This is a genomic window from Streptomyces sp. NBC_00690, from assembly GCF_036226685.1.
In the GTDB taxonomy this organism is placed as follows: Bacteria; Actinomycetota; Actinomycetes; order Streptomycetales; family Streptomycetaceae; genus Streptomyces.
This window is the reverse complement of sequence record NZ_CP109009.1, coordinates 7,110,496-7,134,250: the sequence shown is the minus strand read 5'-3', so window position 1 is coordinate 7,134,250 and position 23,755 is coordinate 7,110,496. Positions and strand designations below refer to the sequence as shown.

Annotated in this window: 22 protein-coding genes and 1 tRNA gene; 11 read left to right on the top strand and 12 right to left on the bottom strand. The window is 67.9% G+C overall.

What is annotated here, in order from left to right; genetic code table 11:
* Positions 1-68 precede the first annotated feature (68 nt).
* The 3 genes from OID54_RS31080 to OID54_RS31070 all read right to left on the bottom strand — a co-directional run bounded on the left by OID54_RS31080 (position 69) and on the right by OID54_RS31070 (position 1,998).
* Positions 69-695, bottom strand: a complete 627-nt coding sequence (locus tag OID54_RS31080; RefSeq protein WP_329024959.1) for an isochorismatase family protein — start codon at positions 693-695, stop codon at positions 69-71.
* Positions 696-900: 205 nt separating this feature from the next.
* Positions 901-1,137, bottom strand: coding sequence for a DUF397 domain-containing protein (locus tag OID54_RS31075; RefSeq protein ID WP_329024957.1), 237 nt, complete (start codon positions 1,135-1,137; stop codon positions 901-903).
* A complete protein-coding gene (locus tag OID54_RS31070; protein ID WP_329024955.1) occupies positions 1,138-1,998 on the bottom strand; it encodes a helix-turn-helix domain-containing protein in 861 nt (286 codons plus the stop codon). It lies immediately after the preceding gene.
* A 127-nt stretch (positions 1,999-2,125) separates the two neighbouring features.
* On the opposite strand from OID54_RS31070, the gene OID54_RS31065 reads away from it, so the two are divergent.
* From OID54_RS31065 to OID54_RS31055, 3 genes are all read left to right on the top strand, one after another.
* On the top strand, positions 2,126-2,617 hold the full coding sequence (locus OID54_RS31065; protein ID WP_329024953.1) for an ATP-binding protein: 492 nt from the start codon (positions 2,126-2,128) through the stop codon (positions 2,615-2,617).
* Positions 2,618-2,622: 5 nt separating this feature from the next.
* Positions 2,623-3,042 (top strand): hypothetical protein, encoded by a 420-nt coding sequence (locus OID54_RS31060; protein ID WP_329027884.1) that lies wholly within the window; start codon positions 2,623-2,625, stop codon positions 3,040-3,042.
* Between the two features lie 187 nt (positions 3,043-3,229).
* A complete protein-coding gene (locus OID54_RS31055; RefSeq protein ID WP_329024951.1) occupies positions 3,230-3,523 on the top strand; it encodes a hypothetical protein in 294 nt (97 codons plus the stop codon).
* A gap of 335 nt (positions 3,524-3,858) precedes the next feature.
* Here OID54_RS31055 and OID54_RS31050 read toward each other — a convergent pair whose 3' ends face one another.
* Positions 3,859-5,094, bottom strand: a complete 1,236-nt coding sequence (locus OID54_RS31050) for an epoxide hydrolase family protein (RefSeq protein WP_329024949.1) — start codon at positions 5,092-5,094, stop codon at positions 3,859-3,861.
* A gap of 691 nt (positions 5,095-5,785) precedes the next feature.
* Positions 5,786-6,850 (bottom strand): helix-turn-helix domain-containing protein, encoded by a 1,065-nt coding sequence (locus tag OID54_RS31045; RefSeq protein ID WP_329024947.1) that lies wholly within the window; start codon positions 6,848-6,850, stop codon positions 5,786-5,788.
* A gap of 242 nt (positions 6,851-7,092) precedes the next feature.
* On the opposite strand from OID54_RS31045, the gene OID54_RS31040 reads away from it, so the two are divergent.
* The 6 genes from OID54_RS31040 to OID54_RS31015 all read left to right on the top strand — a co-directional run bounded on the left by OID54_RS31040 (position 7,093) and on the right by OID54_RS31015 (position 12,745).
* On the top strand, positions 7,093-7,752 hold the full coding sequence (locus OID54_RS31040) for a helix-turn-helix transcriptional regulator (RefSeq protein ID WP_329024946.1): 660 nt from the start codon (positions 7,093-7,095) through the stop codon (positions 7,750-7,752).
* A 110-nt stretch (positions 7,753-7,862) separates the two neighbouring features.
* Positions 7,863-8,393: a toxin-antitoxin system, toxin component gene (locus tag OID54_RS31035; protein ID WP_329027882.1), complete on the top strand. Its 531-nt coding sequence runs from the start codon at positions 7,863-7,865 to the stop codon at positions 8,391-8,393.
* Positions 8,393-9,664 carry an ROK family protein gene (locus OID54_RS31030; RefSeq protein WP_443055702.1) on the top strand — a complete coding sequence of 424 codons (1,272 nt, stop codon included), beginning with the start codon at positions 8,393-8,395 and terminating at the stop codon, positions 9,662-9,664. Before OID54_RS31035 ends, OID54_RS31030 begins: the two co-directional genes overlap by 1 nt.
* Positions 9,665-10,082: 418 nt before the next feature.
* Positions 10,083-10,553, top strand: a complete 471-nt coding sequence (locus tag OID54_RS31025; RefSeq protein WP_329024945.1) for a cation:proton antiporter regulatory subunit — start codon at positions 10,083-10,085, stop codon at positions 10,551-10,553.
* A 2-nt stretch (positions 10,554-10,555) separates the two neighbouring features.
* A complete protein-coding gene (locus OID54_RS31020; RefSeq protein WP_329024944.1) occupies positions 10,556-11,857 on the top strand; it encodes a cation:proton antiporter in 1,302 nt (433 codons plus the stop codon).
* Positions 11,858-11,929: 72 nt separating this feature from the next.
* Positions 11,930-12,745 carry an N-formylglutamate amidohydrolase gene (locus tag OID54_RS31015; protein ID WP_329024943.1) on the top strand — a complete coding sequence of 272 codons (816 nt, stop codon included), beginning with the start codon at positions 11,930-11,932 and terminating at the stop codon, positions 12,743-12,745.
* A 75-nt stretch (positions 12,746-12,820) separates the two neighbouring features.
* On the opposite strand, the gene OID54_RS31010 is transcribed toward OID54_RS31015, so the two are convergent.
* The 4 genes from OID54_RS31010 to kdpF are packed head-to-tail and all read right to left on the bottom strand — an operon-like array spanning position 12,821 to position 17,373.
* Positions 12,821-13,504 carry a potassium-transporting ATPase subunit C gene (locus OID54_RS31010; protein WP_329024940.1) on the bottom strand — a complete coding sequence of 228 codons (684 nt, stop codon included), beginning with the start codon at positions 13,502-13,504 and terminating at the stop codon, positions 12,821-12,823.
* A gap of 5 nt (positions 13,505-13,509) precedes the next feature.
* A complete protein-coding gene (gene kdpB / locus OID54_RS31005; RefSeq protein WP_329024938.1) occupies positions 13,510-15,615 on the bottom strand; it encodes a potassium-transporting ATPase subunit KdpB in 2,106 nt (701 codons plus the stop codon).
* Complete coding sequence (kdpA, locus tag OID54_RS31000) at positions 15,612-17,276, bottom strand: potassium-transporting ATPase subunit KdpA (protein WP_329024936.1); 1,665 nt, start codon at positions 17,274-17,276, stop codon at positions 15,612-15,614. Before kdpA ends, kdpB begins: the two co-directional genes overlap by 4 nt.
* Before the next feature lie 7 nt (positions 17,277-17,283).
* Positions 17,284-17,373, bottom strand: a complete 90-nt coding sequence (kdpF, locus tag OID54_RS30995; protein ID WP_329024935.1) for a K(+)-transporting ATPase subunit F — start codon at positions 17,371-17,373, stop codon at positions 17,284-17,286.
* A gap of 723 nt (positions 17,374-18,096) precedes the next feature.
* Between kdpF and OID54_RS30990 the strand changes: the two genes are divergently transcribed.
* Complete coding sequence (locus tag OID54_RS30990; protein WP_329024933.1) at positions 18,097-20,064, top strand: amino acid transporter; 1,968 nt, start codon at positions 18,097-18,099, stop codon at positions 20,062-20,064.
* 148 nt (positions 20,065-20,212) lie between these two features.
* Here the strand turns inward: OID54_RS30990 and OID54_RS30985 are convergent.
* Positions 20,213-20,300, bottom strand: a tRNA-Leu gene (locus tag OID54_RS30985).
* A 379-nt stretch (positions 20,301-20,679) separates the two neighbouring features.
* Here OID54_RS30985 and OID54_RS30980 point away from each other — a divergent pair.
* Positions 20,680-22,029: a DUF2254 domain-containing protein gene (locus OID54_RS30980; RefSeq protein ID WP_329024931.1), complete on the top strand. Its 1,350-nt coding sequence runs from the start codon at positions 20,680-20,682 to the stop codon at positions 22,027-22,029.
* Between the two features lie 23 nt (positions 22,030-22,052).
* On the opposite strand, the gene OID54_RS30975 is transcribed toward OID54_RS30980, so the two are convergent.
* Both OID54_RS30975 and OID54_RS30970 read right to left on the bottom strand, forming a co-directional pair.
* Complete coding sequence (locus tag OID54_RS30975; protein WP_329024928.1) at positions 22,053-22,541, bottom strand: NUDIX domain-containing protein; 489 nt, start codon at positions 22,539-22,541, stop codon at positions 22,053-22,055.
* Between the two features lie 93 nt (positions 22,542-22,634).
* The gene (locus OID54_RS30970; RefSeq protein ID WP_329024926.1) at positions 22,635-23,609 is read right to left on the bottom strand and encodes a beta-ketoacyl-ACP synthase III; all 975 of its coding nucleotides are present in this window, start codon (positions 23,607-23,609) and stop codon (positions 22,635-22,637) included.
* Between the last annotated feature and the right edge of the window lie 146 nt (positions 23,610-23,755).

The following is a 23,755-nucleotide window of genomic DNA, read 5'->3' as shown; positions in this document are numbered from 1 at the left end:
TGGCGCAGGGCTCCGGGCTCCGGTTCGAGCCGGGGTGGCGCCGCTGTGAGACCTGCCCGCTCAGCCGGTCATTCGGCAGGGGCCGAGGTGAACCGTACGGCCTCGGACGACGGGACGAACACGGGATCCGAACCCAGTGCGTGTTCGGCCACTCGGGAAACGACCGACGCGGGAATGTCGTCGAGCCCGTAGCTGGCATGGGCGTCATGGGGCAGGACGACTTCCAGCCCGCGCTCCAGCGCACCGCGGGCGGTCGCGCTGACACACATCTCGGACAGCACACCGCCGATCACAACGCTCTGTACCCCCCTGCGGTCGAGGAGTGCACCGAGGTCCGTCTCCGTGAACCCGTCGTCGTCCGCCTTGGACACGACGTGCTCGTCGTCGGACTCGACCACCGGTAGCTGGAGATGCCAACCCGGAGAGCCCGGCTCGTCGACCGCACCCGGCTCGCCGTCATTGCGCAGATGAACGACCAGCGCGCCTGCGGCGCGGGCGCGGTCGAGCAGGAGGGTCCATCGGTCGATGAGTCGATCGGCATCGGGCACGGCCTGTTCACCGCAGAGGAATCCCCGCTGGGCATCGACGAGGACCAACGCCTGCGCAACCGCACTGGTTGAACGTGGAACGGAAATCCATGCCCCGGACTCGACGAACCCTCCCCCGGCCGCGGCTCCGGTCTGCTCATCGGACATACGGACTCCCCCAGGGTTCGGAGCGTCGGGTGGTAGCGCGTGTACTGTAGGTGACGGCGTGCGGTCATGGTGCCCGCACGCCGGTGCCCGTGCTTCGAACGTGCCGGCCCTTCAGGGGTGCCCGGTCCCTCATGCATGCACAGAGGCCAAAGGCGCGACAACGGGCGCGGCAAGGATCGGAGACCATGCCCCAGCGGTCGAACGGTCAGGTGAGCAGGAAGTCGGCCTGTCCGGCCTTGGCTCCCTGAATGAACGCGGCGATCTCGCTCGGCGTGTAGATCAGGGCGGGCCCGCCGGGGTCGGCGGACTGGCGCACCGCCACCCGACCGTCGGCGAGCTTCATGGTCTCGAAGCAATTGCCGCCGTTACCACCGCTCCACGGCTTGTGCCAGCCCACCTCACCCAACTCGGTGGCCGGCATGCCGTTGTATATGTGGTCCATTCATAGCTCCTTGCGGAGACCCCGGAGGATCTCCTTCGTGCGTTGTGCAGGCGCCGCCTGAGCCGCCATGCGGTCCAAAACCTCCAGGTGGGAAGCGACCTCGGGGCGCGCGTCGAGATAGACCGCACCCGTCAGGTACTCGCTGTAGACCATGTCGGGGAGTTCAGGGACGGCGAAGCGGAACAGCACGAACGGCCCATAGGTACCGGGATGGTGCCCCGAGGAGAACTGTGCGATCTGTAGCGTCACATGGGGCAGTTCAGCGCCTTCGAGGATCCGATCGATCTGGCCCCTCATCACCGCCGGACTGCCCACGGGTCTACGGAAGACCGTCTCATCCATGATCACCCACAGCCTCGGCGCATTGGGCTGGGTCAGCAGGGCCTGGCGTTCCATGCGCAGTGCCACATGACGCTCTATGTCGTCGGGGTCGGTCTGACCCACGGCACCGCTGAGCATGATCGCCCGGGCGTACTCCTCCGTCTGGAGCAGACCGGGCACGAAGTGCGGCTCGTAGGCCCGAATGAGGCTCGCCGCACCCTCCAGGCTGACGTACATGCTGAACCAGCCGGGCAGCACATCGTGAAAGCGCTGCCACCAGCCGGGCTTGTTCGCTTCCTCGGCGAGTTCGATGAACCCGCGGGCCTCGTGATCGCTGATTCCGTAGGCGCCCAGAAGTAGCTGCACATACGGGATCTTCAGTGCGACCTCGGCGGTCTCCATGCGGCGAATCGTGCCCGCGGCAACCCGAAGGACCTTGGCTGCTTCCTCGCGCCTCAGCCCGGCGCGCTCGCGCAGATCCTGCAAGCGCTTGCCGAGTACGACCTGCCCCACCGTGGGGGCGGACCGCGGTTCGCTCACTTCGAGACCTCCCCACGTGCTGTTGTTGGCAGCAGTCTGCCACGCGCTCGCATCGATGAATATGCCCACTCTGAAAATTTCAGAGTGGGTCTTGCCAAGTTGTCCATTCCAACGCAACAGTGGTCAGGTGAATCGTGACGCGCTCCACGCCCCACTCCTGGACCCGTGCTCCGGGGCCGACCACCATCGGTACGGCTTCGAGCTGCCGGCGCGCGTCGAGTATGTCTCCACAGCCCGAAAGCTCGCTCGCGATCGATTGGACTGCTGGGGCATAGGCGGCGACGTCCATGACACAGCCATGCTGGTGGTCTCCGAACTGGTCACCAACGCCGTCGTCCACAGCGGAAGCCACCGGATCACCTGCGAGTTGCTCAACGATGTCGAACGGCTGCGGATCAGCGTGCGGGACCAGGGCTGCGCACCCAGCGGCCCACGGGTGTGCCACACCCAAGCCGCCGAGGAGCGAGGACGTGGTCTGCTCCTGGTGGAGGCCGTATCCAGCTCATGGGGGGCGCACGCCACCCAGCAGGGCAGCGGTCGAGTCGTCTGGGCAGAGCTGCTCCACACGGACGTCCCGTACGGCGCGGACTTTCCGCAACGGACGGAGCGATCTTGTTGAAACAGTTGACCGCCCGGTTGAGCTGGACCAGCCGGCGCACGGAGGTCGCAGGGTTGACCCGGTTGGTCCTGCCCCCCACGGTCGTGGCCACACTCGGTTGCGACGCGGTGGGCGTACCGGCCCGATTCGGATTCCGGTTGCTGAGGCGGCTGCCCCGCAATGGCTGTGTCTTCGCGGATGCGGACTGGTGGTGGTGGATCGTCCCGACCGGCTCCGACCAGGAGTTGACCTGGCCCTTGCCCTCCCACTACGCCCAGGGCGCTTTCGTACCGGCAACTGACCCCCGGCTGATTCGTTGGCCCGACGACCGCAGCCCCTACACACCACCAATTCCGCTTTACCTTGTGGCCTGCCAACTGACCGGCACCGCGCCGCTATGGCGAGTGGATGTCACCGGACGCGGCCAGGGCCGCTCTTTCAGATAGGAACATCGGTGCGAGCGGTGAGGCGGGATGCGATGGCGGACGCTGTGCACGGCGGCGACCACGGTCAGTGCTGGCCGACGGCCGGTGAAGACGACGGACGGCATGGAGGGGAACCCAGCACGTGGTGATCACCGCAACCGCAGGACCGGGCACTCGGGTCCCAGACGAGACGGATAGTCTTCCGGGCATGTCGGAAGCCAACACGGACCCAGAACGGCAGGGGCTCACCCCACGTCAGGCTCGTCATGTCCGCATAGCGCTCTCCGCGGCCATCATGGTCGCGGTCGGACTGATGCTGACCCTTCGGCTCGGGAGCACCCACTCGGTCCTCACGATGGGGTTCTACGGCATCGCCCTGATTCTCTCGGGGAGTGCCCTGGTACTGAGCAAGCAGGGGCGTACGCGCGTGGCCACGGTGGTGCTGGGAACCGGAGTGGCCGTCTGCCTGGCGGCGGAATGGGCGATCGCGTCCCTGCGGTGAGGGCGAGCCGCCCGGGGAACGGACCGCAGAGCGGTCACGGGCGGTGCACGGCAGCAGTACACGGTGAAGACGTCGGACCATCCCGAACCACCCGGACCACGGGGGAAATGGGGGAAGGGTAGAGCAGGCTTCCGCGCGGGGGAAGGCGGGGGAGCACCTGCTCAAGGGGCCGGCCTCCTGGGGGGAGGCCGGGCCCGGCCCGAAGTGGTGGCGGCCGGGGTGTCCTGGGGAGGACACGTCGGCCGCCCCACGCATGTTCGGGGGCGGACGTTCCACCCCCGTTCCGTCCGCTGCGATCGGCTGCCTCGGCGAGCCTGACGGGCCCGCAGGGTCGTTCAGGGCCTGCGGCTGTGAAAGGTGCGGCGCAGGTCGCTCACCCAGGCATCGGGGTTCTCCCAGGGGATGAAGTGTCCCCCGCGGTCATGGGCATTGACATTCACATGGTTGAACCAGTCGGATTGCGGGCCGGTCTTGAAGGCCCGTACGCGCTCGTCGGCGGTCCGGACGCCGGGCGGGTTCTCATAGGTGACGAAGGTGAGGCCGACCGCGGCCTCCACGAGCGGGGCGCGGTCGTGGGAGGGAACCCACGGATAGCGGTTGGCATTGGCGTAGTAACGCATCGACGTGGCGATGGAGTTGTTCACCCAGTAGATCGTGGCGTGGGTGAGCAGGTCGTCCTTGGTGAAGACGGACTCCACGTCACCACCGTTGTCGCTCCAGGCGTTCCAGCGCTCCAGTAGCCAGGCGAGCAGGCCGGCGGGCGAGTCGCTCAGCCCGTGGGCCAGGGTGGCGCCGTCGAGCATATGGACGGCGAGGTGGGGCGCCCAGCGGTGGTCCAACTCGATGATGCGGGCGCGGACATCGGCGGGCTGGTCGTCCGTGAGCGGCCGGTTCCGGGCGAAGTCCCAGGCACGGTGGCCGGTGAAGAAGTCGAGCGGCAGCCCGGAGCCGATGTGGATGCCGTACAACTCGTCGGCGTACTTGTGGCCGAGCTGGCTGGAGACGATCCCGCCGATGTCGCAGCCTCCGGCGGCGTACTTCTCGTATCCCAGCGTCTCGGTCATCAAGGTGTGCCAGAGGTCGGCGACCTTCCAGAAGTTGACGTCCGCAAATCCGGTGAGCGGGCCGGGGAATCCGAAGCCGGGCAGCGACGGCACGATGACGTCGAACGCATCTGCGGGGTCGCCGCCGGACGCGGCCGGGTCGGCGAGCGGGTCGATCACCTTCGACCAGTGCCAGAACGTCCACGGCCAACCGTGGGTGAGGATCAACGGGATCGGGCGAGGGCCGCGGCCGGGCTTGCGCATGAAGTGCACCGGCACACCGGCGACGCTCACCTGGTAGTGCTCGTGGGCGTTGATGGCGGCCTCGGCCTTGCGCCAGTCGTAGCCGTCCCGCCAATGGGCGAGGAGCTCACGGAGATAGCTGCTCGGGACGCCGTAGGACCAGTCTTCATTGCCTTCGTCCAGCGGCGGACGGGTCGATGTGAGGCGGGTACGCAGGTCAACGAGGACCTTGTCGGGCACATGGATCGGGGTGGGCTCCAGGGGGAAGACGTGCGGGGTGGCCATCGCATGGTTCCTTACTGGGTAGGGGAAGCGGTGTCGCCGGTCGGTCGGGGGTCGGGCAGTGGGCCGGACCGTTTCGAGGAGTGCGGGCAGTGACGCAGGAGCGTCTGTCGGTGGTACGGGTCGAGTCGGCCGGGGGCCGATGCGCTCCTTTCGCCGCGGCTCGACCACCCTGGCACCGACGCGAACGTCCAACGGGTCCGACGATAGGGCGTTTCCACCTTGGCCCTGGGCCTGCGCTTCATGTTTGGCCGCGCGTGACGCCCGCCGCACGGTGACCCGTCCACGGCAAAGATGCTTCGTTGCTTGTTGCAAACGACTGACCGGCTGACGCACTGATAGGAGTCAGTTCAGGATCGTGCGCGACGACTTCAAGAGGGAGGGAAACAAGAGGGGAACGCGTGCGGCAGGGAAGGAAGCGCATGCCTCGACCGGCTCTCGGCAGGAGCACTGGCCGGCACCATCCGCTGGCCGCTTGCTGTGCGGCCCGAAGGGATGATGTGCCGAGACGTCCGAGGAGCACGGCGGCCGTCGCATCGAAAGCACGTGGAGGGCGGTCGCCCGGTCCGCGCCCGAACGCACAGGCGCTGCCGCTGCGCCCGATCCCTCCGGGCTCGTACGGCCGCCTGTTCCGTTTCCGTACGGTTGCCGGCCACAAGGCCACAAAACGCCGCAGAGAATGTCCCGGGCTTCGTCAGCCGCCCGAGACGGCCCGCAGATGGGCCTTACCCCGCCGGGTGCCGGATGTGGACGGCCGCTCGCGCAGCACCAGCGTCATACGGGTGTATCCCCGGTCCTGAAGTGTCGCTGGCGTTTCGTCCACGATCCGGCACTCGGCGCGCCCCCACTCGGGGTCCGGGTGGTACAGCGGCCGTACAGCCCCGTCGTGGTGTACGGCTGCGGCTCCCGTGGCCCTCATCCAGTGGGGCAGTCCACAGCGATAGGCGGCGTCCATGATCGGGTCGTTGGCGATGTCACTGCGAATGGCCTGAAGCACCCCGTCGTTCTCGTAACGCTCCAGAGCCGTTTCCAGTTGGGCGAGGAGCGGAAGGCACCAACTCGTCTCCCGATCGCCCAGTACGGCTCCCGCATCGGGATGGAACAGGACGAACCGCAGGAAGTTCTGGTCCGGCATCGCCGTGGGGTGCTCCCCCATGGCACGGAACAGCATCTGGAACGCCGGGTTCACATGGGCCACGTCCCAGCGCTGGTCGAAGAGGACCGACGGCAGGGGCACGGAGTCCATCATCGCCGCGTAGTCGCGCAGATAAGCCCTGATGCCGGGGTCCTGAAGACCCGGCTCCTCCTCCGCGGACGGAACCTCCGCGGGCCGGACGGGCGTGGGCAGCGGCGCATAGGTACGGAGGGGACCGGAGGGGAACGCGGGTCCCGAGGGTCGCGCGGGGCCCAGGGGCGAGGTCACCCGCGGTTTCACTCCCCCGAGTGCCGTGGGCGGCTCGCGGTCCACCGCGAGCCGGAACAGCCAGCCGCCCTGCTGGTCGGTCATCTCCAACGCCTTGACGAGGGCGTACAGCTTGTCGTCGGTCCACTCCTCCGAGGCCGCACGCTCCCAATTGCCGTACGCGCCTGCACTGATGTCGAGCCGTGCGGCTACCTCCGCCTCGCTGAGCCCCAGCTCTTCCCGACGTCCTCGCAGTATGTCGGTGAGCCTCCTTGACCGGAGGGTCCCGCGGCCCGCAGCCGCGCACCCTCGACGTCCGTGGACACCAGGACGGTCAACACCCGCCTCATGTGTCATCGAGAACGCCACCCTTCCCGCTTCCCGAAGTACCGCCGCGGTAGCGCCTTTTGATCTTCACCCCGCCTGGTGATCCTGCTACCGCAGGAGCGACCATGTCAACTATCGTGGCATTCCACGTCGCTGAACGCCGAGATCGCGCCACAGCTGTGGCAATACCTGGCTGACGGTCCGGGAAACGGTTAATCTCCGGGCAGCCAACTGTGTGCGGAGCCATCTCGCGTGATCTAGGAGACCTACTGGTGACAGACGGCTTCTTGGTTCCGGGCCCGGCAACCGCAGGCCCCCTGGCGGCGTCGGTCGCCCGCGTCGCCGAACTCGCAGGCAGAGTAGGACTAAGCCACAGCGAGGTCTTCGACGTACACAAACTCTCCGAGGCTTCGGGAGTCCCCACCGACGTGGTCGGTGCGCTCCTGGAGGGCAGGCCCGCAGGTCAACCCGACCTCCAGGCCCGCTTCCTCCAGCGGTTCGACCTGCTGCGACGCACCCGACTCAAACCCAACGGGCGCCGCTACACCCAGCAGGAGATCGCGGACGGCGCCGCCATGTCCCGCCAGCAGGCGGGTGCACTGATCAACGGGGACCGCCGCCCGACCATGGAGCACTGTGACGCGATCCAGCGGTTCTTCAAGGTCCACGCGGGCTTCCTGACAGCCGACGACGCCGACGCGCTCAACGGCGCGCTCCAACGCACCGAACAGCGCATGCTCCAGGACTACGCCGGCGAGGGCGATCCGCTGGAGCGACTGCTTCAGGACCACGGGGTGCGGGGCATCGCCTGGCGAGCCGCCCAACTGCCCACGGACAAGCACCGGGACAAGGTCACCGAGTGGCTCGACATGCTGCTCGAAAGTGTGAAACCGACAGAACCGGCCGATTCAACGAAGCCGACGGACGCATGACTGACGGAAACATGACTTCAGATGAGGACTGATGTCAGGGCAGGGTTAGTGCCGCACGCATGCGTACGGGCGCGGAGGGGGAGAGGAGAACGGTGAGCATTGGCAAAGAAATGCGTCGGCTCTGCGGCGAGCTGGTAGCCGGAATCGATCTGCCAGCCCCGGCCGAGCCCGCTGACCTCTACGCGGCCCTGTGCGGCCAGATGAGCAAGCGCCGGGGCCGGCCCGTGCGGTACCGCATGGCGAGCTTTCCTCCCGGTACGGCCAGCGGGCTCTGGCTCGACATGACCGATCAGGACCTGATCGTCATCGAGGAGCGGACCGCCCCCGACCACCAACTCGTCATCCTCGGGCACGAGCTGTGGCACATGAAGGCCGGCCACTGCACCCATCACGTCGAGGGCGCCGCGGTCGCCGCTCGACTGCTGTCGGACGAAGCCGATCTCCAGGCAACCGTGCTCAAGGTCGCCGCCCGTACCCGCTTCGACCAGTCCGAGGAGAACGACGCGGAGAGTTTCGGCCTCCTCCTCGGCAGCAAGTGCCGCTCCTGGCTGGCCGGATCCACTAGTCGCGGGCCCAGACGGCGGGAAGGGCTCGCCGGCAGGATCGAGGCGTCCCTGGGATACCGCGGACCACAGGGCTGATGGATCCGCGCGCACGCGTGCGACTGACCAGCGCGGTCAGTCGGGACCCGCTGGAGCCGAAGGCCGGCCGGGACACGGTGCGGCGCCACAACCTCAGCCTGGTGCTCCGCGCGGTGCGCGACGCCGGTGAGATCACCCGAGCGGGGGTCTCCGCCCGGGTGGGACTGACCCGTGCCGCCATCTCCTCCCTCGTGGAACAACTCCTGGACAGCGGATTCCTCTCCGAGTCGGGGAAGACGTTCAGCGGACTGGCGGGGCGGCCGGGCACGGTGCTGAAGGTGGCGCGAACCGGGGTCGCCGGTATCGGTACGGAGATCAACGTCGACCACGTCGCCGTCTGCGTGGTCGATCTGGCGGGCACGGACCGGGTTCGGCTGGTGGAGCACCTCGACAACCGCGGGGCTCCCCCGGCACAAGTGCTCTGCCGGGCGGCGGCGATCACGGCGCGCGCCCTCGTCTCCGCGGCGGAACAGGACTTACGGCCCGTCGGAGCCACCTTGGCCCTCCCCGGGCTGGTGTCGTCCGGCACGGTATGGCAGGCGCCCAATCTGGGCTGGAGCCAGGTGGCGGCCGAAGAACCCTTCGCCCACGCCCTCGCTGCCCTTCGCTCGGAACTGCCCGCGCTCCCCGTCCGCTCGGAGAACCAGGCCAATCTGGCAGCCCTGGCCGAGCTCTGGTTCGGCACTCTCGGACGCGTCCGCACCTTCCTCTATCTGACGGGGGAGATCGGTGTCGGGGGCGCCCTGGTCCTCGACGGCGAACTCCTCAGGGGCGCCCACGGCTTCGCCGGCGAGCTCGGACATGTAATGGTGGCCAAGGACGGCCCCGAGTGCCGCTGCGGCGCACGGGGCTGCTTGGAGCAGTACGCGGGGCAGTCGGCGATGCTGCGTGCGGCACACATCGACCGGTCGAGCGGCGCCGCCGCGCTGGCCGAGTTGGAGCGCCGGGCCCGCACCGGCGACGGCAGGGCCCTGGCCGCACTCAACCAGGCGGGGTTGATGCTGGGCCGGGTACTGTCCGGCGCCGTGAACCTCTTCGACCCGGCGGCGGTCGTTCTCGGCGGCATCTACGGCCCGCTGGCGCCCTGGTTGATCCCGGGCGCCTCGATCGAACTCTCCACCCATGTCGTCTCGGGCCTGTGGCCGCAGACGGGCACCCGGCTACGGGCCGCCTCCCCCGCGGCGGACGCGGCTCGGGGTGCGGCAGGGCTGGTGGTGCAGGACGTGCTCTCGGATCCGCTGTCGTACGCACAGCGTGCAACGACCGGCTGACCGGCCCACGCCGAACAGCCCGAACAGCCTGAGCAGCCTGAGCAGCGGCGCGGCACCTGCCCGCCGAAGGGCCGCCAGACGGCCATCGACCGCCCGCAAGGCCGCGGAGGGTTCCGGCGCCGGTTCCCGTGACCGTGGAAGGACCGTGGAAGCGGAATCGGTCCGCGGGTCTGGCCAAGACCCGAACCGACCTCCCCCACGATCGCGGCCCGCCTCTCCCCACACGATCGCTTCCCGGCCTCGGCATCGGCTGTTTTCCCGACCTGCGTGTCGGCCCGACGGGCACCTTCGGCGAACGCTTCGTGAGAACCCCTTCCCACCAGCCCTGATCGACTCCTTAGACTGTCCGGTACATCTCATTCCAGTTACCGCTCACCCAACTGCGGTGAGAGGACGACCCACGCCTCGGGAGGCGAGCATGGGCACCCGTCGCACCTCACTGCCAGGAGTCGGAACGCAGTACGACTTCACCACCGAGGCAGGACGACACATTTCCGTCGTCGTCCACCACGATGGACGGCGGTTCCTCGGCTTCTACGCGTCAGACGACCCGGACGCCTGTCAGTTGGAGGTGCCCCTTTCCTCAGCCGAGGCGACCGCGCTGGCGCACCTCATCGACCCCGCACCCATCGACGCCGTCCGGACCGACGGGATCGATCTGGTCACGGAGCACATCCCCGTCAGCGCCCGCTCCCCTTATCTGGGCCGTCTGCTCGGCGAAACGGAAGCCCGCAGCCGTACGGGTGCCTCGATCGTGGCCGTACTCCGCCGTACGAGCGCACACCCGTCACCCGGCCCGGACTTCAGGTTCGCCCGCGGCGACACCCTGGTCGCGGTCGGCACCCGTGAGGGCGTCGACGCCCTCGTCGAGATCATCGCCGGAGGCTGAGCGTGCACCACACCACCGAACTGCTGATCGAGCTGGGTGCGATCATTCTCGGTCTGGGGCTGATAGGCCGGTTCGCGGGACGCATCGGCCTCTCCCCCATCCCGCTCTATCTGCTGGTGGGGCTGGCGTTCGGCACGGGCGGGCTGCTGCCGCTGAGCGCCAGCGAGGACTTCGTCGCCGTGGGCGCGGAGATCGGCGTCATCCTGCTGCTGCTCCTGCTCGGCCTGGAGTACTCGGCGTCCGAACTGGTCGGCAGTCTGAAGACCCAGTACCCGTCGGGCGCGGTCGACTTCGTCCTCAATGCGCTGCCGGGTGCGGCAGCGGCACTCCTGCTGGGCTGGGGGCCGGTGGCGGCGGTCGCCCTCGCGGGTGTCACCTGGATCTCCTCCTCCGGTGTGATCGCCAAGGTGCTGACCGACCTGGGGCGCCTGGGCAACCGGGAGACACCGGTGATCCTCGGCATCCTGGTCATGGAAGACCTGGCGATGGCCGTCTACCTCCCCCTGCTGACGGCGCTACTCGCGGGCGTCGGGCTCGCCGGCGGCAGCATCACTCTGCTGATCGCGCTCGGGGCGGTCGGCATCGTGCTCTATCTGGCGCTGCGACACGGACGGCTGATCAGCCGCGCGGTTTCGTCGGACAATCCCGAGATGCTGCTCCTGGTGGTCCTCGGTCTGACCCTGCTGGTGGCGGGCATCGCGCAGGAACTCCAGGTCTCGGCTGCGGTCGGTGCCTTCCTCGTGGGCATCGCACTGTCGGGTGAGGTCGCCGAAGGCGCGCGCAAGCTGCTCACTCCGTTGCGCGACCTCTTCGCGGCGGTGTTCTTCGTCTTCTTCGGACTCTCCACGGATCCGACGGCGATTCCCCCGGTGCTGCTGCCCGCACTGCTGCTCGCCGTGGTCACAGCGGTCACCAAGATCCTCACCGGTTGGTACGCGGCCGGTCGGGTCGGGATCGGACCGCGCGGTCGACTGCGGGCGGGCGGCGCGCTGGTCGCCCGCGGTGAGTTCTCCATCGTGATCGCCGGTCTGGCCGTCGCCACCGAACCGAGGATCGGCCCGATCGCCACGGCGTACGTCCTGATCCTGGTGGTGCTGGGGCCGCTGGCAGCCCGCTGGACCGAACCTCTGGTGGCCAGGGCGCAGCAGACCCGCAGGCGCAAGGAGCCGTTGCCCGAGTGCCACGACGGCCCGGCGCACAGTGCGGCTCTCCCACCGGAAGCCACGGGAGCCGACGTACCGGCGCAGGAGGGGCACGTGCCCGGCCCTGAGAAGGACGGTGTCATCGTGAGCGACCCGCGCTAGCCGAAGGGCGTCCAGCCGGGCCCACCGCCCATTCCCTCACCCCCTTGGGCACCGGCCCGAAGAGAGCGATCCATGGCATCTGAGCACCCCGTCTCCTTCGCGCTAGTGCCTGGCGCGCATGAGTCCCCGGTGATCCTTCACGTACCACACTCCTCGCGGGCGATCCCCGACGCGGTGCGTGCGGGCATCGTCCTCGACGATGAGGCGCTGGAGCGAGAACTCGACCACATCACCGACTCCCACACGGCACGGTTGGCGGCTGCGGCGGCCGAGCGGGCGGCGGTGCGGCCGTGGCAGTTCGTCAACGAACTCTCACGGCTGGTCGTCGATCCCGAGCGGTTCCCCGATGAGCGCGAGGAGATGGCGGCCGTCGGGATGGGCGCGGTCTACACCCGCACCACCCAGGGCAGGACGCTGCGGGGGTCGGTGGATCCGCAACCGCTGATCTCGCGGTACTTCCATCCGTACGCCCGCTCGATGACGGCGGCGGTGGCGGGCCGGTTGGCCGCCACCGGCCGGGCCGTGGTGATCGACGTCCACTCGTACCCCTCGCGGCGGCTGCCCTATGAACTGCACGGCGACGGTCCGCGACCACCGATCTGTCTGGGTACGGACGAATTCCACACGCCCTCCGAGCTCCTCACGGCCGCCCGGGAGGCGTTCGCGCACTGCGGTGACATCGAGGTGAACACCCCCTTCGCCGGCGCCTATGTGCCGTTGGATTTCTACGGCAAGGACGCTCGGGTCGGCGCGTTGGTGGTGGAGATCCGTCGGGACCTGTATCTGGAGGAGCCGGGCGGGCCGGCGGGTCCGGGTTTGATCACGCTGGCGGGTGCTTTGGCGGCACTCGTCGACGTATGGACACCGGGGCAGCGGGCCGGGCACTGATCCGGTGGCGCAGTGACGGCACGAGCCACGGCGGCCGGGACCCGAATCGGGTCCCGGCCGCCGTGGCGGGGAAGCTCAACGGGCCTGCCGTGAGACCAGTTCCTTCAGTTCGGCGTTGAGTCGCAGGACATTGACGCGGGGCTCCCCGATGAATCCGAGGATGCGGCCCTGGGTGTGGTCCGCCACGAGGGCCTCCACCTCGTCGGCGGGGAGTCCGTTGCGTTCGGCGACCCGCTGGGCCTGGAGACGTGCGTAGGCGGGGGAAATGTGGGGGTCGAGTCCGGAACCGGACGAGGTGACGGCGTCGGCGGGCACCTCGGACGGGCTGATCCTGCGCCCCTCGGTCGCGTTGTCCTGGATCACGGCCTTCTTGGCGTCCTCGATCCATTGGACAAGTTCGGCGTTGTCGGCTGAGCGGTTGGTGGCACCGGAGAGGATCAGCGCGTACTGGGTGTTGACGCTGTTGGTGCCGAGTCCGTTGGAGGGGCGGGGTTGGAACCAGCGCAGATCGGGCCTGGCCGCCTCGTCCGGGTCGTCGGGATCCTTCTTGGGGAGTTGGTAGGTCTGTCCGATCAGGGACGAGCCGACGACCTTTCCTTCGGCTTTGAGTTCGGAGCTGTTGGCCTGGTGGGGGAAGAGCGTCTGTGCGGCACCGGTGACGGCGAGGGGGTAGAGGACACCGCAGACGACGGTCAGCACCAGGAGGGTGCGCAGTGCGGCCGTGAGCAGGCGTCCGGTGTTGCGGATGGAGGTGTTCATGGCGGTCACCTGATGCCGGGGAAGAGGGAGATGAGCAGGTCGATGATCTTGATGCCGATGAAGGGGGCGACCAGACCGCCGAGCCCGTAGACGGTGAGATTGCGTCGCAGCATCCGGTCCGCGCTCGCGGGTCGGTAGCGGACTCCCCTGAGGGCGAGGGGCACCAGGGCGATGATGATGAGCGCATTGAAGATGACGGCGGACAGGATCGCCGACTCGGGCGAGGCGAGCCGCATGATGTTGAGTTTGTCGAGGCCGGGATAGACGACGGCGAACATGGCGGGGATGATCGCGAAGTACTTGGCCACGTCGTTGGCGATGGAGAACGTGGTGAGTGCGCCTCGGGTGATGAGGAGTTGCTTGCCGATCTCGACGATCTCGATGAGTTTGGTGGGGTTGGAGTCAAGGTCGACCATGTTGCCGGCCTCTTTGGCGGCTGAGGTGCCGGTGTTCATGGCGACGCCGACGTCGGCTTGGGCGAGTGCGGGGGCGTCGTTGGTGCCGTCACCGGTCATGGCGACGAGCTTGCCGCCCGCCTGTTCACGCTTGATGAGGGCCATCTTGTCCTCGGGGGTGGCTTCGGCGAGGTAGTCGTCGACGCCGGCTTCCTTGGCGATGGCACGGGCGGTGAGCGGATTGTCGCCGGTGATCATGACGGTGCGGATGCCCATCCGGCGCAGTTCGTCGAAGCGCTCCCGCATCCCTTCCTTGACGACGTCCTTGAGGTGGATGACGCCGAGTACGCGGGCCCCTTCCGCATCGGCGACGGCGACCAGCAGGGGGGTACCGCCGGCTTCGGCGATGGCGTCGGCGATGTGGTCGGCGTCGGGGGAGATGTCACCTCCCTGCTCCCGGACCCAGGCGACGATGGAGCCGGTGGCGCCCTTGCGGATACGACGGCCGGCGGTGTTGACGCCGGACATGCGGGACTGTGCGGTGAAGGGAACCCATTCGGTGCCGGTCAGTTCACCCGGGTGACGTTCGCGCAGTCCATGGGCCTCTTTTGCGAGGACGACGATGGATCGGCCTTCGGGTGTCTCATCGGCGAGGGAGGAGAGTTGGGCCGCGTCCGCGAGTTCGGCGGCACCCACTCCGTCGACGGGGACGAATTCGGCGGCCTGACGGTTGCCGAGTGTGATGGTGCCCGTCTTGTCGAGGAGGAGGGTCGAGACATCACCGGCCGCCTCGACGGCGCGGCCGGACATGGCCAGCACATTGCGCTGGACGAGTCGGTCCATGCCGGCGATGCCGATCGCGGACAGCAGGGCGCCGATGGTGGTGGGGATCAGACAGACCAACAGTGCGGTGAGCACGATCAGCGAGGTCTGTTCGTCGGCCCCCGCGTAGGTGGCGAACGGTTTGAGGGTGACCACGGCGAGGAGGAAGACGACAGTCAGTGAGGCCAGCAGAATGTTGAGGGCTATCTCGTTGGGCGTCTTCTGTCGCGCGGCGCCTTCGACCAGGGCGATCATCCGATCGATGAAGGTCTCCCCCGGTTTGGTGGTGATCTTCACGACGATCCGGTCGGACAGTACCTTCGTACCGCCGGTGACCGCGCTGCGGTCGCCTCCGGATTCCCTGATGACCGGGGCGGATTCGCCGGTGATCGCGGACTCGTCGACGGATGCGACACCTTCGACGACGTCACCGTCGCCCGGGATGACATCCCCCGCCTCGCAGACCACGAGGTCGTCGATGCGCAGTTCGGTGCCGGGGACGCGTTCCTCGACGGTACCGATGAGCCTGCGGGCGACGGTGTCGGTCTTGGCCTGGCGCAGGGTGTCCGCCTGGGCCTTGCCTCGGCCCTCGGCGACCGCCTCGGCGAGGTTGGCGAAGAGGGTGGTCAACCAGAGCCAGGCAGTGATCGCCCAACCGAACCAGTCGCCGGGATCGGTGATGGCAAGGGCGGTGGTGAGAACCGAGCCGACCAGGACGACGAACATCACCGGGGACTTGACCATCACCCGTGGGTCAAGCTTGCGCAGTGCGTCGGGGAGGGAGGCGATGAGTTGCCGGGGGTCGAACAGGCCGCCGCCGACCCGATGGGCTGCCGGTGCGGTGTCACGGGGGTCGTGCGGGTGTGGTGCCCGGGTGGGTGTCATCGTGCTCATGACGCGAGCCCTTCAGCGAGCGGACCCAGCGCCAGGGCCGGGAAGTAGGTCAGTCCGGTGATGATGAGGATGGTGCCGACCAGGAGCCCGGAGAACAGGGGCTTCTCCGTGCGCAGGGTGCCCACGGTGGCGGGAACGGGCCGCTGCTCGGCGAGCGAGCCGGCCAGCGCGAGGACGAAGAGGATCGGCAGGAAGCGGCCCAGCAGCATCGCGAGACCGATGGTGGTGTTGAACCACTGGGTGTCCGCGTTCAGACCGGCGAAGGCCGATCCGTTGTTATTGGCGCCCGAGGTGTAGGCGTACAGGATCTCCGAGAAGCCATGGGCTCCGGAGTTGGTCATCGAGTTCCCCGGCGTCGGCAGGGCCAGGGCGGCGGCGGTGAAGCCGAGCACCAGGGTGGGCGTGATCAGGATGTAGCAGGCCGCGAGCTTGATCTCTCGGGTGCCGAGTTTCTTCCCCAGGTACTCCGGGGTGCGGCCCACCATCAGACCGGCGAGGAAGACCGCGATGATCGCCATGATCAACATTCCGTACAGTCCCGACCCCACACCTCCGGGTGCGATCTCGCCCAGTTGCATCCCCAGCATGGTGATGCCACCGCCGAACCCGGTGTACGAGGAGTGGAAGCTGTTGACCGCGCCCGTGGACGTGAGGGTCGTCGCCACGGCGAACAGGGAGGAGCCCGCGATGCCGAACCGGGTCTCCTTGCCCTCCATCGAGCCGCCCGCAGTTTCCGGTGCGGGACCGTTGTGGGCGAACTCCGTCCACATCATCAGGGCGCTGAACCCGATCCAGATCACGGCCATCGTGCCAAGGAGGGCGTACCCCTGCCGGACGTTGCCCACCAATTGCCCGAAGGTGCGGGTGAGGGAGAACGGGATCAGCAGGATGAGGAAGATCTCCAGCAGGTTCGAGATGGCGTTGGGGTTCTCGAACGGGTGGGCGGAGTTGGCGTTGAAGTAGCCGCCACCATTGGTGCCCAGTTCCTTGATGGCCTCCTGAGAGGCGACCGCACCACCGTTCCACTGTTGGGTTCCACCCTGGAACTGACCGACCTCATGGATCCCCGCGAAGTTCTGGATCACACCGCAGGCGACCAGGATCAGCGCGGCGATCACCGAGATCGGAAGCAGGATGCGGACCGTGCCCCGGACCAGGTCCGACCAGAAGTTCCCCAGCTCTCCGGTGCGCGAACGGGCGAATCCCCGTACCAACGCAACGGCCACCGCCATGCCGACCGCTGCGGACACGAAGTTCTGTACCGCGAGTCCACCGGTCTGCACCACGTGCCCCATGGCCTGCTCGCCGTAGTACGACTGCCAGTTGGTGTTGGCAACGAACGACGCGGCGGTGTTGAAGGCTTGGTCGGGGTCTATCGACTGGAAGCCGAGCGACCCCGGAAGCACCCCCTGCAACCTCTGGAGCAGATAGAGGAAGAGCACGCTCACCGCTGAGAACGCGAGCACTCCGCGGAGATAGGCGGGCCACCGCATCTGTGTGTCGGGGTCGGCTCCGATGGCCTTGTAGATCCACTTCTCCGGCCGGTAGTGCCTTTCCGACGCATACACACGGGCCATGTAGTCACCCAACGGGCGATACACCAACCCCAGGGCCGCTATGAGCGCCAGCAACTGGAGCACACCGGCAAGTACGGAACTCATATCCGGGCTAGAACCTCTCCGGGTACAGAAGCGCGAGGACGAGATAGCCCAGGAGGGCGACCGCCACGATCACACCGACAACGTTCTCGGCAGTCACAGCTTCGCCACCCCCTTGGCGACAACGGCCACCAGCGCGAAGACCGCGATCGTGACAACGACGAAGGCCACATCGGCCATCGTGAGCTCCCTATGTGGGGCGGGATGGGACGATTCGAGGAAACCCCTTTTCAGCCACTCCGCCGGTTTCGTTGATGTGTCCCATACGGCCGGGGACCTGCTCTTGACGGAACCTGTACGGCAACCGGCCCCCTTGCTTGGTCGGGGCATCGGCGACACCGGGGGATGTGGTGATCGCACCGACTGATCGATGGATGCGCCAACGATCCATCCGCACGGTCCACACGAACCCACCGCGGAAGATCGACGGCGGGTCGCTGATATTCGTAATGATTTGCAGTAATTTGCGGGTCTGAGTGATGGGCGCGGCAACGGTTCGTCACCGAGAGACGGCGGGCAAGGACCAACGGTCGGCAGCGATGACCGCGGCGCGAGGGGGCTGACCACAGGTGGACGGTGACGCCGGGCAGCCACAGGCGCGCCGACCGCCCCCGCGGGCAACGCAGGGGCGACGAACGTCACCGGTGCGCGCGGTCTCCATCCGGCCGGGCCCGAGGGCCGTGCACCGCACCACATACCGGATCCGCGGCACCGACCGGCACATCGCACCCCGCCCCAGGACCACGGGCCCGACCCCATGCGCCACCGCTGTACTCGCTCCCCCGCAGACCGGGCCTCGCCCCCTCACGGTGGAAGGTGCACGATGACGGACACCACACCCGGCAGTGGGACACGGGGCGAGTTGACCGCACGGTGTCGGGCCTGGCTGCTCAACGGCCTGACCGACCAACCGGCCCAACACCCCGGCCCCCACCGGGCGCCCACCGCAGAACACCGCGGCCATCGATGGTGGCGCGTGATGTGCCTGACCGGGGTGGACTACTTCTCCACCCTCGGCTACCAACCCGGCATCGCCGCACTGGCCGCGGGACTCCTCTCCCCCCTGGCGACCCTCGGACTGCTGGCCCTGACCCTGCTCGGGGCCCTCCCCGTCTACCGACGGGTCGCCAAGGAGTCACCGCACGGCGAGGGCTCGATCGCCATGCTGGAACGACTGCTGCCCTGGTGGGCCGGGAAACTGTTCGTCCTGGTCCTGTTGGGATTCGCCGCCACCGACTTCATCATCACCATCACCCTCTCGGCCGCCGACGCCTCCGCCCATGTGGTGGAGAACCCCTACGCGCCGCAGTGGCTCCACGGTGAGAACCTCTGGATCACCCTGGTTCTCATCGGCCTCCTCGGCGCGGTCTTCCTCAAGGGGTTCCGGGAGGCCATCGGTGTGGCGGTCGTGCTCGTGGCCATCTATCTGACGCTCAACGTGGTCGTGCTGGCCAGCTCCGCATGGCAGGTGGTCAACGAGCCACACGTGGTCCCCGACTGGTGGGACGCCATGACGACCGAGCACTCCTCCCCCTTCGTCATGATCGGGGTGGCGCTGCTCGTCTTCCCGAAACTCGCCCTCGGCATGTCCGGGTTCGAGACCGGAGTGGCGGTGATGCCACAGATCAAAGGCGGCCCGCAGGACACGTACGAGCACCCGGTCGGCCGGATCAGGGACACCCGCAAACTGCTCACCACCGCAGCTTTGATCATGAGCGTCTTCCTGCTGCTCTCCAGTCTGGCGACGACGCTGCTGATCCCCCAGGACGACTTCAAGGCCGGCGGTCCCGCCAACGGGCGCGCCCTCGCCTATCTGGCCCATCAGCATCTGGGGGAGGGCTTCGGCACCGCCTACGACGTCTCCACCATCTGCATCCTCTGGTTCGCCGGCGCCTCGGCGCTCGCCGGACTCCTCAATCTCGTACCGAGGTTCCTCCCCCGCTATGGCATGGCCCCCGAGTGGACCCGGGCCGTACGCCCCCTGGTGCTGGTGTTCGTGGCGATCGCCACCGTCATCACCTGGTACTTCGATGCGAACGTCGACAAGCAGAGCGGCGCCTACGCCACGGGCGTCCTGGTCCTGATGCTCTCCGCGTCGTTCGCCTCCACCGTGGCGGTTCGACGGGCCGGACGCCGCAGGGCGGCCATCGGATTCGCTGTGATCACGGTGGTCTTCGCGTACACCCTCGTCGCCAATGTCATCGAGCGTCCGGACGGCATCAAGATCGCAGCACTGTTCATCGTCACCATCGTGCTGACGTCCTTCGCCTCACGGGTCCACCGGGCTTTCGAACTGCGCTCGGCGGAGGTCGACTTCGACACCACGGCGACACACTTCATCGAGGAGGCAGCCGCCGGCGGCCCCCTACGGATCATCGCGAACGCACCGTCGGAACACACATCGGCCGCCTACCGGCTGAAGGAGTACCAACAGCGGCAGGAGACCCACATCCCCGACGGGCGCCCGGTGCTCTTCCTGGAGGTGTTCGTGAAGGACTCGTCGGACTTCACGGCCGATCTGCTGGTCCGCGGGGAGGAGAAACACGGGGTGCGCAGACTACGGGTGGAGGCTGCCACGGTCCCCAATGCGATCGCGGCGGTCCTGCTGCGCGTCCGGGATCTCACCGGCGACGTTCCGCACGCGTACTTCACCTGGACCGAGGGCGCTCCCTTCGGGCGTCTGCTGCGCTTCCTGGTCTTCGGCGACGGGGAGACCGCGCCGGTGACCCGGGAGGTGCTGCGCCGGGCGGAGCCGGATCCGGAACGCCGCCCGCGTGTGCACGTCGGGTGAGCCGGCGTCGGGCGAGCCCGCCGACCGGGTCCGCCCGCAGGTGTCCCTCAAGGAACATCCGAGGGGATACACGAAGAACTCCCAGACCGAGTCAGTCGGTACTGGGAGTTCGATGAAACCGATCAGGGAAGGCATCCCTGGTGATTTCTGGTGTCCGAGGGGGGACTTGAACCCCCACGCCCGATAAAGGGCACTAGCACCTCAAGCTAGCGCGTCTGCCATTCCGCCACCCGGACTAGGTGACCACCGCGGTCTCCCGCGGCGACAAGGACAACAATACCAGGGGTTTAACCCGTCTCGTCTCGCCATTTCGCTTCGGCCGCTGGTCAGAGCGGTGATCCACTTCGCCCCGCATTCAGGCCCCGCATCCTGACGGAACGGATCGGGAACGAATCGGGTCGAATGTGACCAGGCCCTGCGGATCGAGGTGAAGGTCGGGACGGACGCAGAGATCGAATCGACTGCATGACCGTCCAGGGGCCGGTCGAGCTCGCCGTGCCGACGGCCCACTCCTGCTCTCGCGCCCGATGCGCTCTGTGCGCCCGAGCACTCACGGACCACGACACTGCGCCCCGTACACGCAAAGACACCATGAGTGACGCTACCTTCAGTCGCGTGAGCGTTCGCAGCTATCGACGGCCCCGCCCGCTCTCACCGCTGCGTGAGCATCTGAGGGACACCCTGTGGTTCGCGCCCACATTGGGGCTGGTCCTCTCGGTGCTGCTGTGGGTGGGGGCATCCGCGCTCGACACCGCGCTGATCACGGCGCTGAAGGAGGAGCAGTCCTACGACGAGGTCCGCTCCCTGATGTCGATCACCGAGGACGCCAAGACGATCGTGACGACGATCAGCTCGGCCATGATGACCTTCATCGGTGTCGTCTTCAGCATCTCGCTCGTGGCCGTGCAGATGGCCAGCGGTCAGTTGACCCCGCGGGTGGTGCGGATCTTCGTACGCAGTCGCATCAGCAAGCTCACCCTGACGATCTTCCTGGCCACCTTCCTCTTCTCCCTCCTGGTGCTCACCTCCTACGACAGCGACATCAACCCGCGCCGAGTCAGCTCCGTACCGGTGATCCAGAGCCTGCTGACCATGGTGCTCGTGGCACTGAGTCTGCTGCTGTTCATCGCCTATGTGTCATCGACCCTGCGATTGATGCAGGTGGGGCCCGTAGTGGATCGAATCACCCGGGAGGCGATGCGCGCTCTGGCACGCCAACCGACCGGGGAGGGGACGCCGGTGGAACTGCCGCCGGAATCCCTCCGCATTCCCTATCGAGGGCGGGCGGGCGTGCTGCGCGATGTGAACGTGACCTGGCTGGTCAGAAGGGCCCGACGGCAGGGGGTCGTACTGCGGCTGATCCCCCGCATCGGGGACTTCGTCGTTCCCGGCACTCCGATGCTGGCCGTTCACGGCAAGTCGAACACTCGGCTGCGGGTGCCCTCGTTCGCCGTTCACGTCGGCACCGAGCGCACGTTCCACCAGGACCTCGGACTGGGGCTGCGACAGCTCTCGGACATCGCACTGCGCGCCCTCTCACCGGCGGTGAACGATCCGACGACGGCGGTCCAGTGCGTGGACCGAATCGTGCAGTTGCTGTCCGCGCTCGCCCACGAACCGCTCGGCGCCCTGCACCACCGGGATACACAGGGGCAGGTCAGACTCGAACAGGACGTGCCGAACTGGACGGATCTCGTCGATCTGGGGCTGGCGGAGATCCGAGCTGCCTCGACCAACGCACCGCAGGTCACCCGGCGGCTGATGGCAGCCGTCGACGATCTGCTGCTCCTGTTGGCACAGGACCCTGCTTCAACCTGGGGATGGGACGAGCGGGTGATGGTCGAGGAGCGGCGGATCCCCCTGTTGCGGCACCGGACACTGCTGGTGCAATCCGTGGTCGGTGCGGTGTCCGAAGCCGCGGACCGCGAGTTCGCGCTGCTGGCCGACCGACAGGGAATCGGCTGACCAGGGGGCACGCACGGCCGCCGTCAGCCCCTGCGTGACACCAGCAGTTCTTCAAGTCGATCGAGAAAGACCAACTGGCCCGGTACGAGTCGGGTGCGGGCCGCCTCCACCCCGGTCCACTCGACCCGATCGATCTCGGGAAACTCCATGAGTCGGCCCGAGCGCGGCGGCCATTCCATGGTGAAGTTGCCCGGCACGAAAGGTGCCGGATCGAGATCGGCTTCCATCGCCCACAGGGTGACGATCTTTCCGTGGTGCTGTCGGGACTCGCCGAGAGGCAGCCAATCGCCCTCCGGCGGAGCGAACCCCAACTCCTCTTCGAACTCCCGACGCGCGGCAGCCATGGGCTCCTCGTCAGGGGTGTACTCCCCCTTGGGCGCTGACCATGCCCGCTCCTCCTGGTCCTGCCAGAAAGGTCCCCCCATGTGCCCGATCAGAACCTCTGTCGAGAGGGCCCCACTCCGATCGGGGGTGCGGAACAGAAGGAGTCCCGCGCTTCTCTTGGTCGCCATGCCGTCCAGTCTGCCGGAGCCACCCTCATTTCCCGGTGAGGGACAGCCCTCCAGATCACCGGTAGCTTTCCCGGTCAGGAACAGCCTCCCGGGTCAGGGGCAGCGGATGACCTGGCCCGCGTACGACAGGTTTCCGCCGAAGCCGAACAGCAGGACCGGGTCGCCCGTGGAGATCTCACCGCGCTCCACCAGCTTGGCCAGGGCCATCGGGATCGAGGCTGCGGACGTGTTGCCCGACTCGACGACATCGCGGGCGATCACCGCATTCACCGCGCCGATCTTCTGAGCGAGGGGCTCGATGATCCGGAGGTTCGCCTGGTGCAGCACGACCGCGGCCAGCTCCTCGGGCAGCACCCCGGCGCGCTCGCAGACCTTGCGGGCGATCGGCGGCAGCTGGGTCGTGGCCCAGCGGTAGACGGTCTGCCCCTCCTGGGCGAACCGCGGCGGCGTCCCCTCGATGCGTACCGCATGGCCCATCGAGGGAACCGAGCCCCACAGCACCGGCCCGATGCCCGGGCGATGCCCACCCTCGCCGTCCTGGTCATCGACCCCGAGGGGGTCCGCTTCGACGATCGCCGCGCCAGCGCCGTCGCCGACGAGAACACAGGTGGTGCGATCGCTCCAGTCGGTGATCGCGGTCATCTTGTCGGCACCGATCACCAGGACGCGTTCGGCGGCCCCTGCCCTGACGGCGTGGTCGGCGGTGGCCAGGGCATGGGTGAAACCGGCACAGACCACATTGAGGTCCATCACCGCTGGCGACTCCATGCCCAGCCGCGCTGCCACCCGGGCCGCCATGTTCGGTGACCGGTCGATCGCGGTCGACGTGGCCACCAGGACCAGCCCGATGTCCTGCGGAGTGAGACCGGCCGCTGCGATCGCCTTGGCACCGGCGTGCGCGGCCAGCTCGTCGACCGGTTCGTCGTCCGCGGCACGGTGGCGGGTCTCGATCCCGACCCGCGTCCGAATCCATTCGTCGCTGGTGTCGACCAGAGCGGCGATGTCCTCATTCGTGAGTACGGTGGCGGGCTGGTAGTGCCCTAGGGCGGTGATACGTGAACCGGTCATCTGCGATCCCCTCCATGCGGGCAGTGGAAGACCCAAGTCTTGGCTGCTACCAACCGGTACGAGGGCAGGTGATCCAACAGGATTAGGCCCCCTGAATTTGGAGCTTCCGGAAGGATTGCGACGCGGGCAGAGTGTTCGGCAGTGGT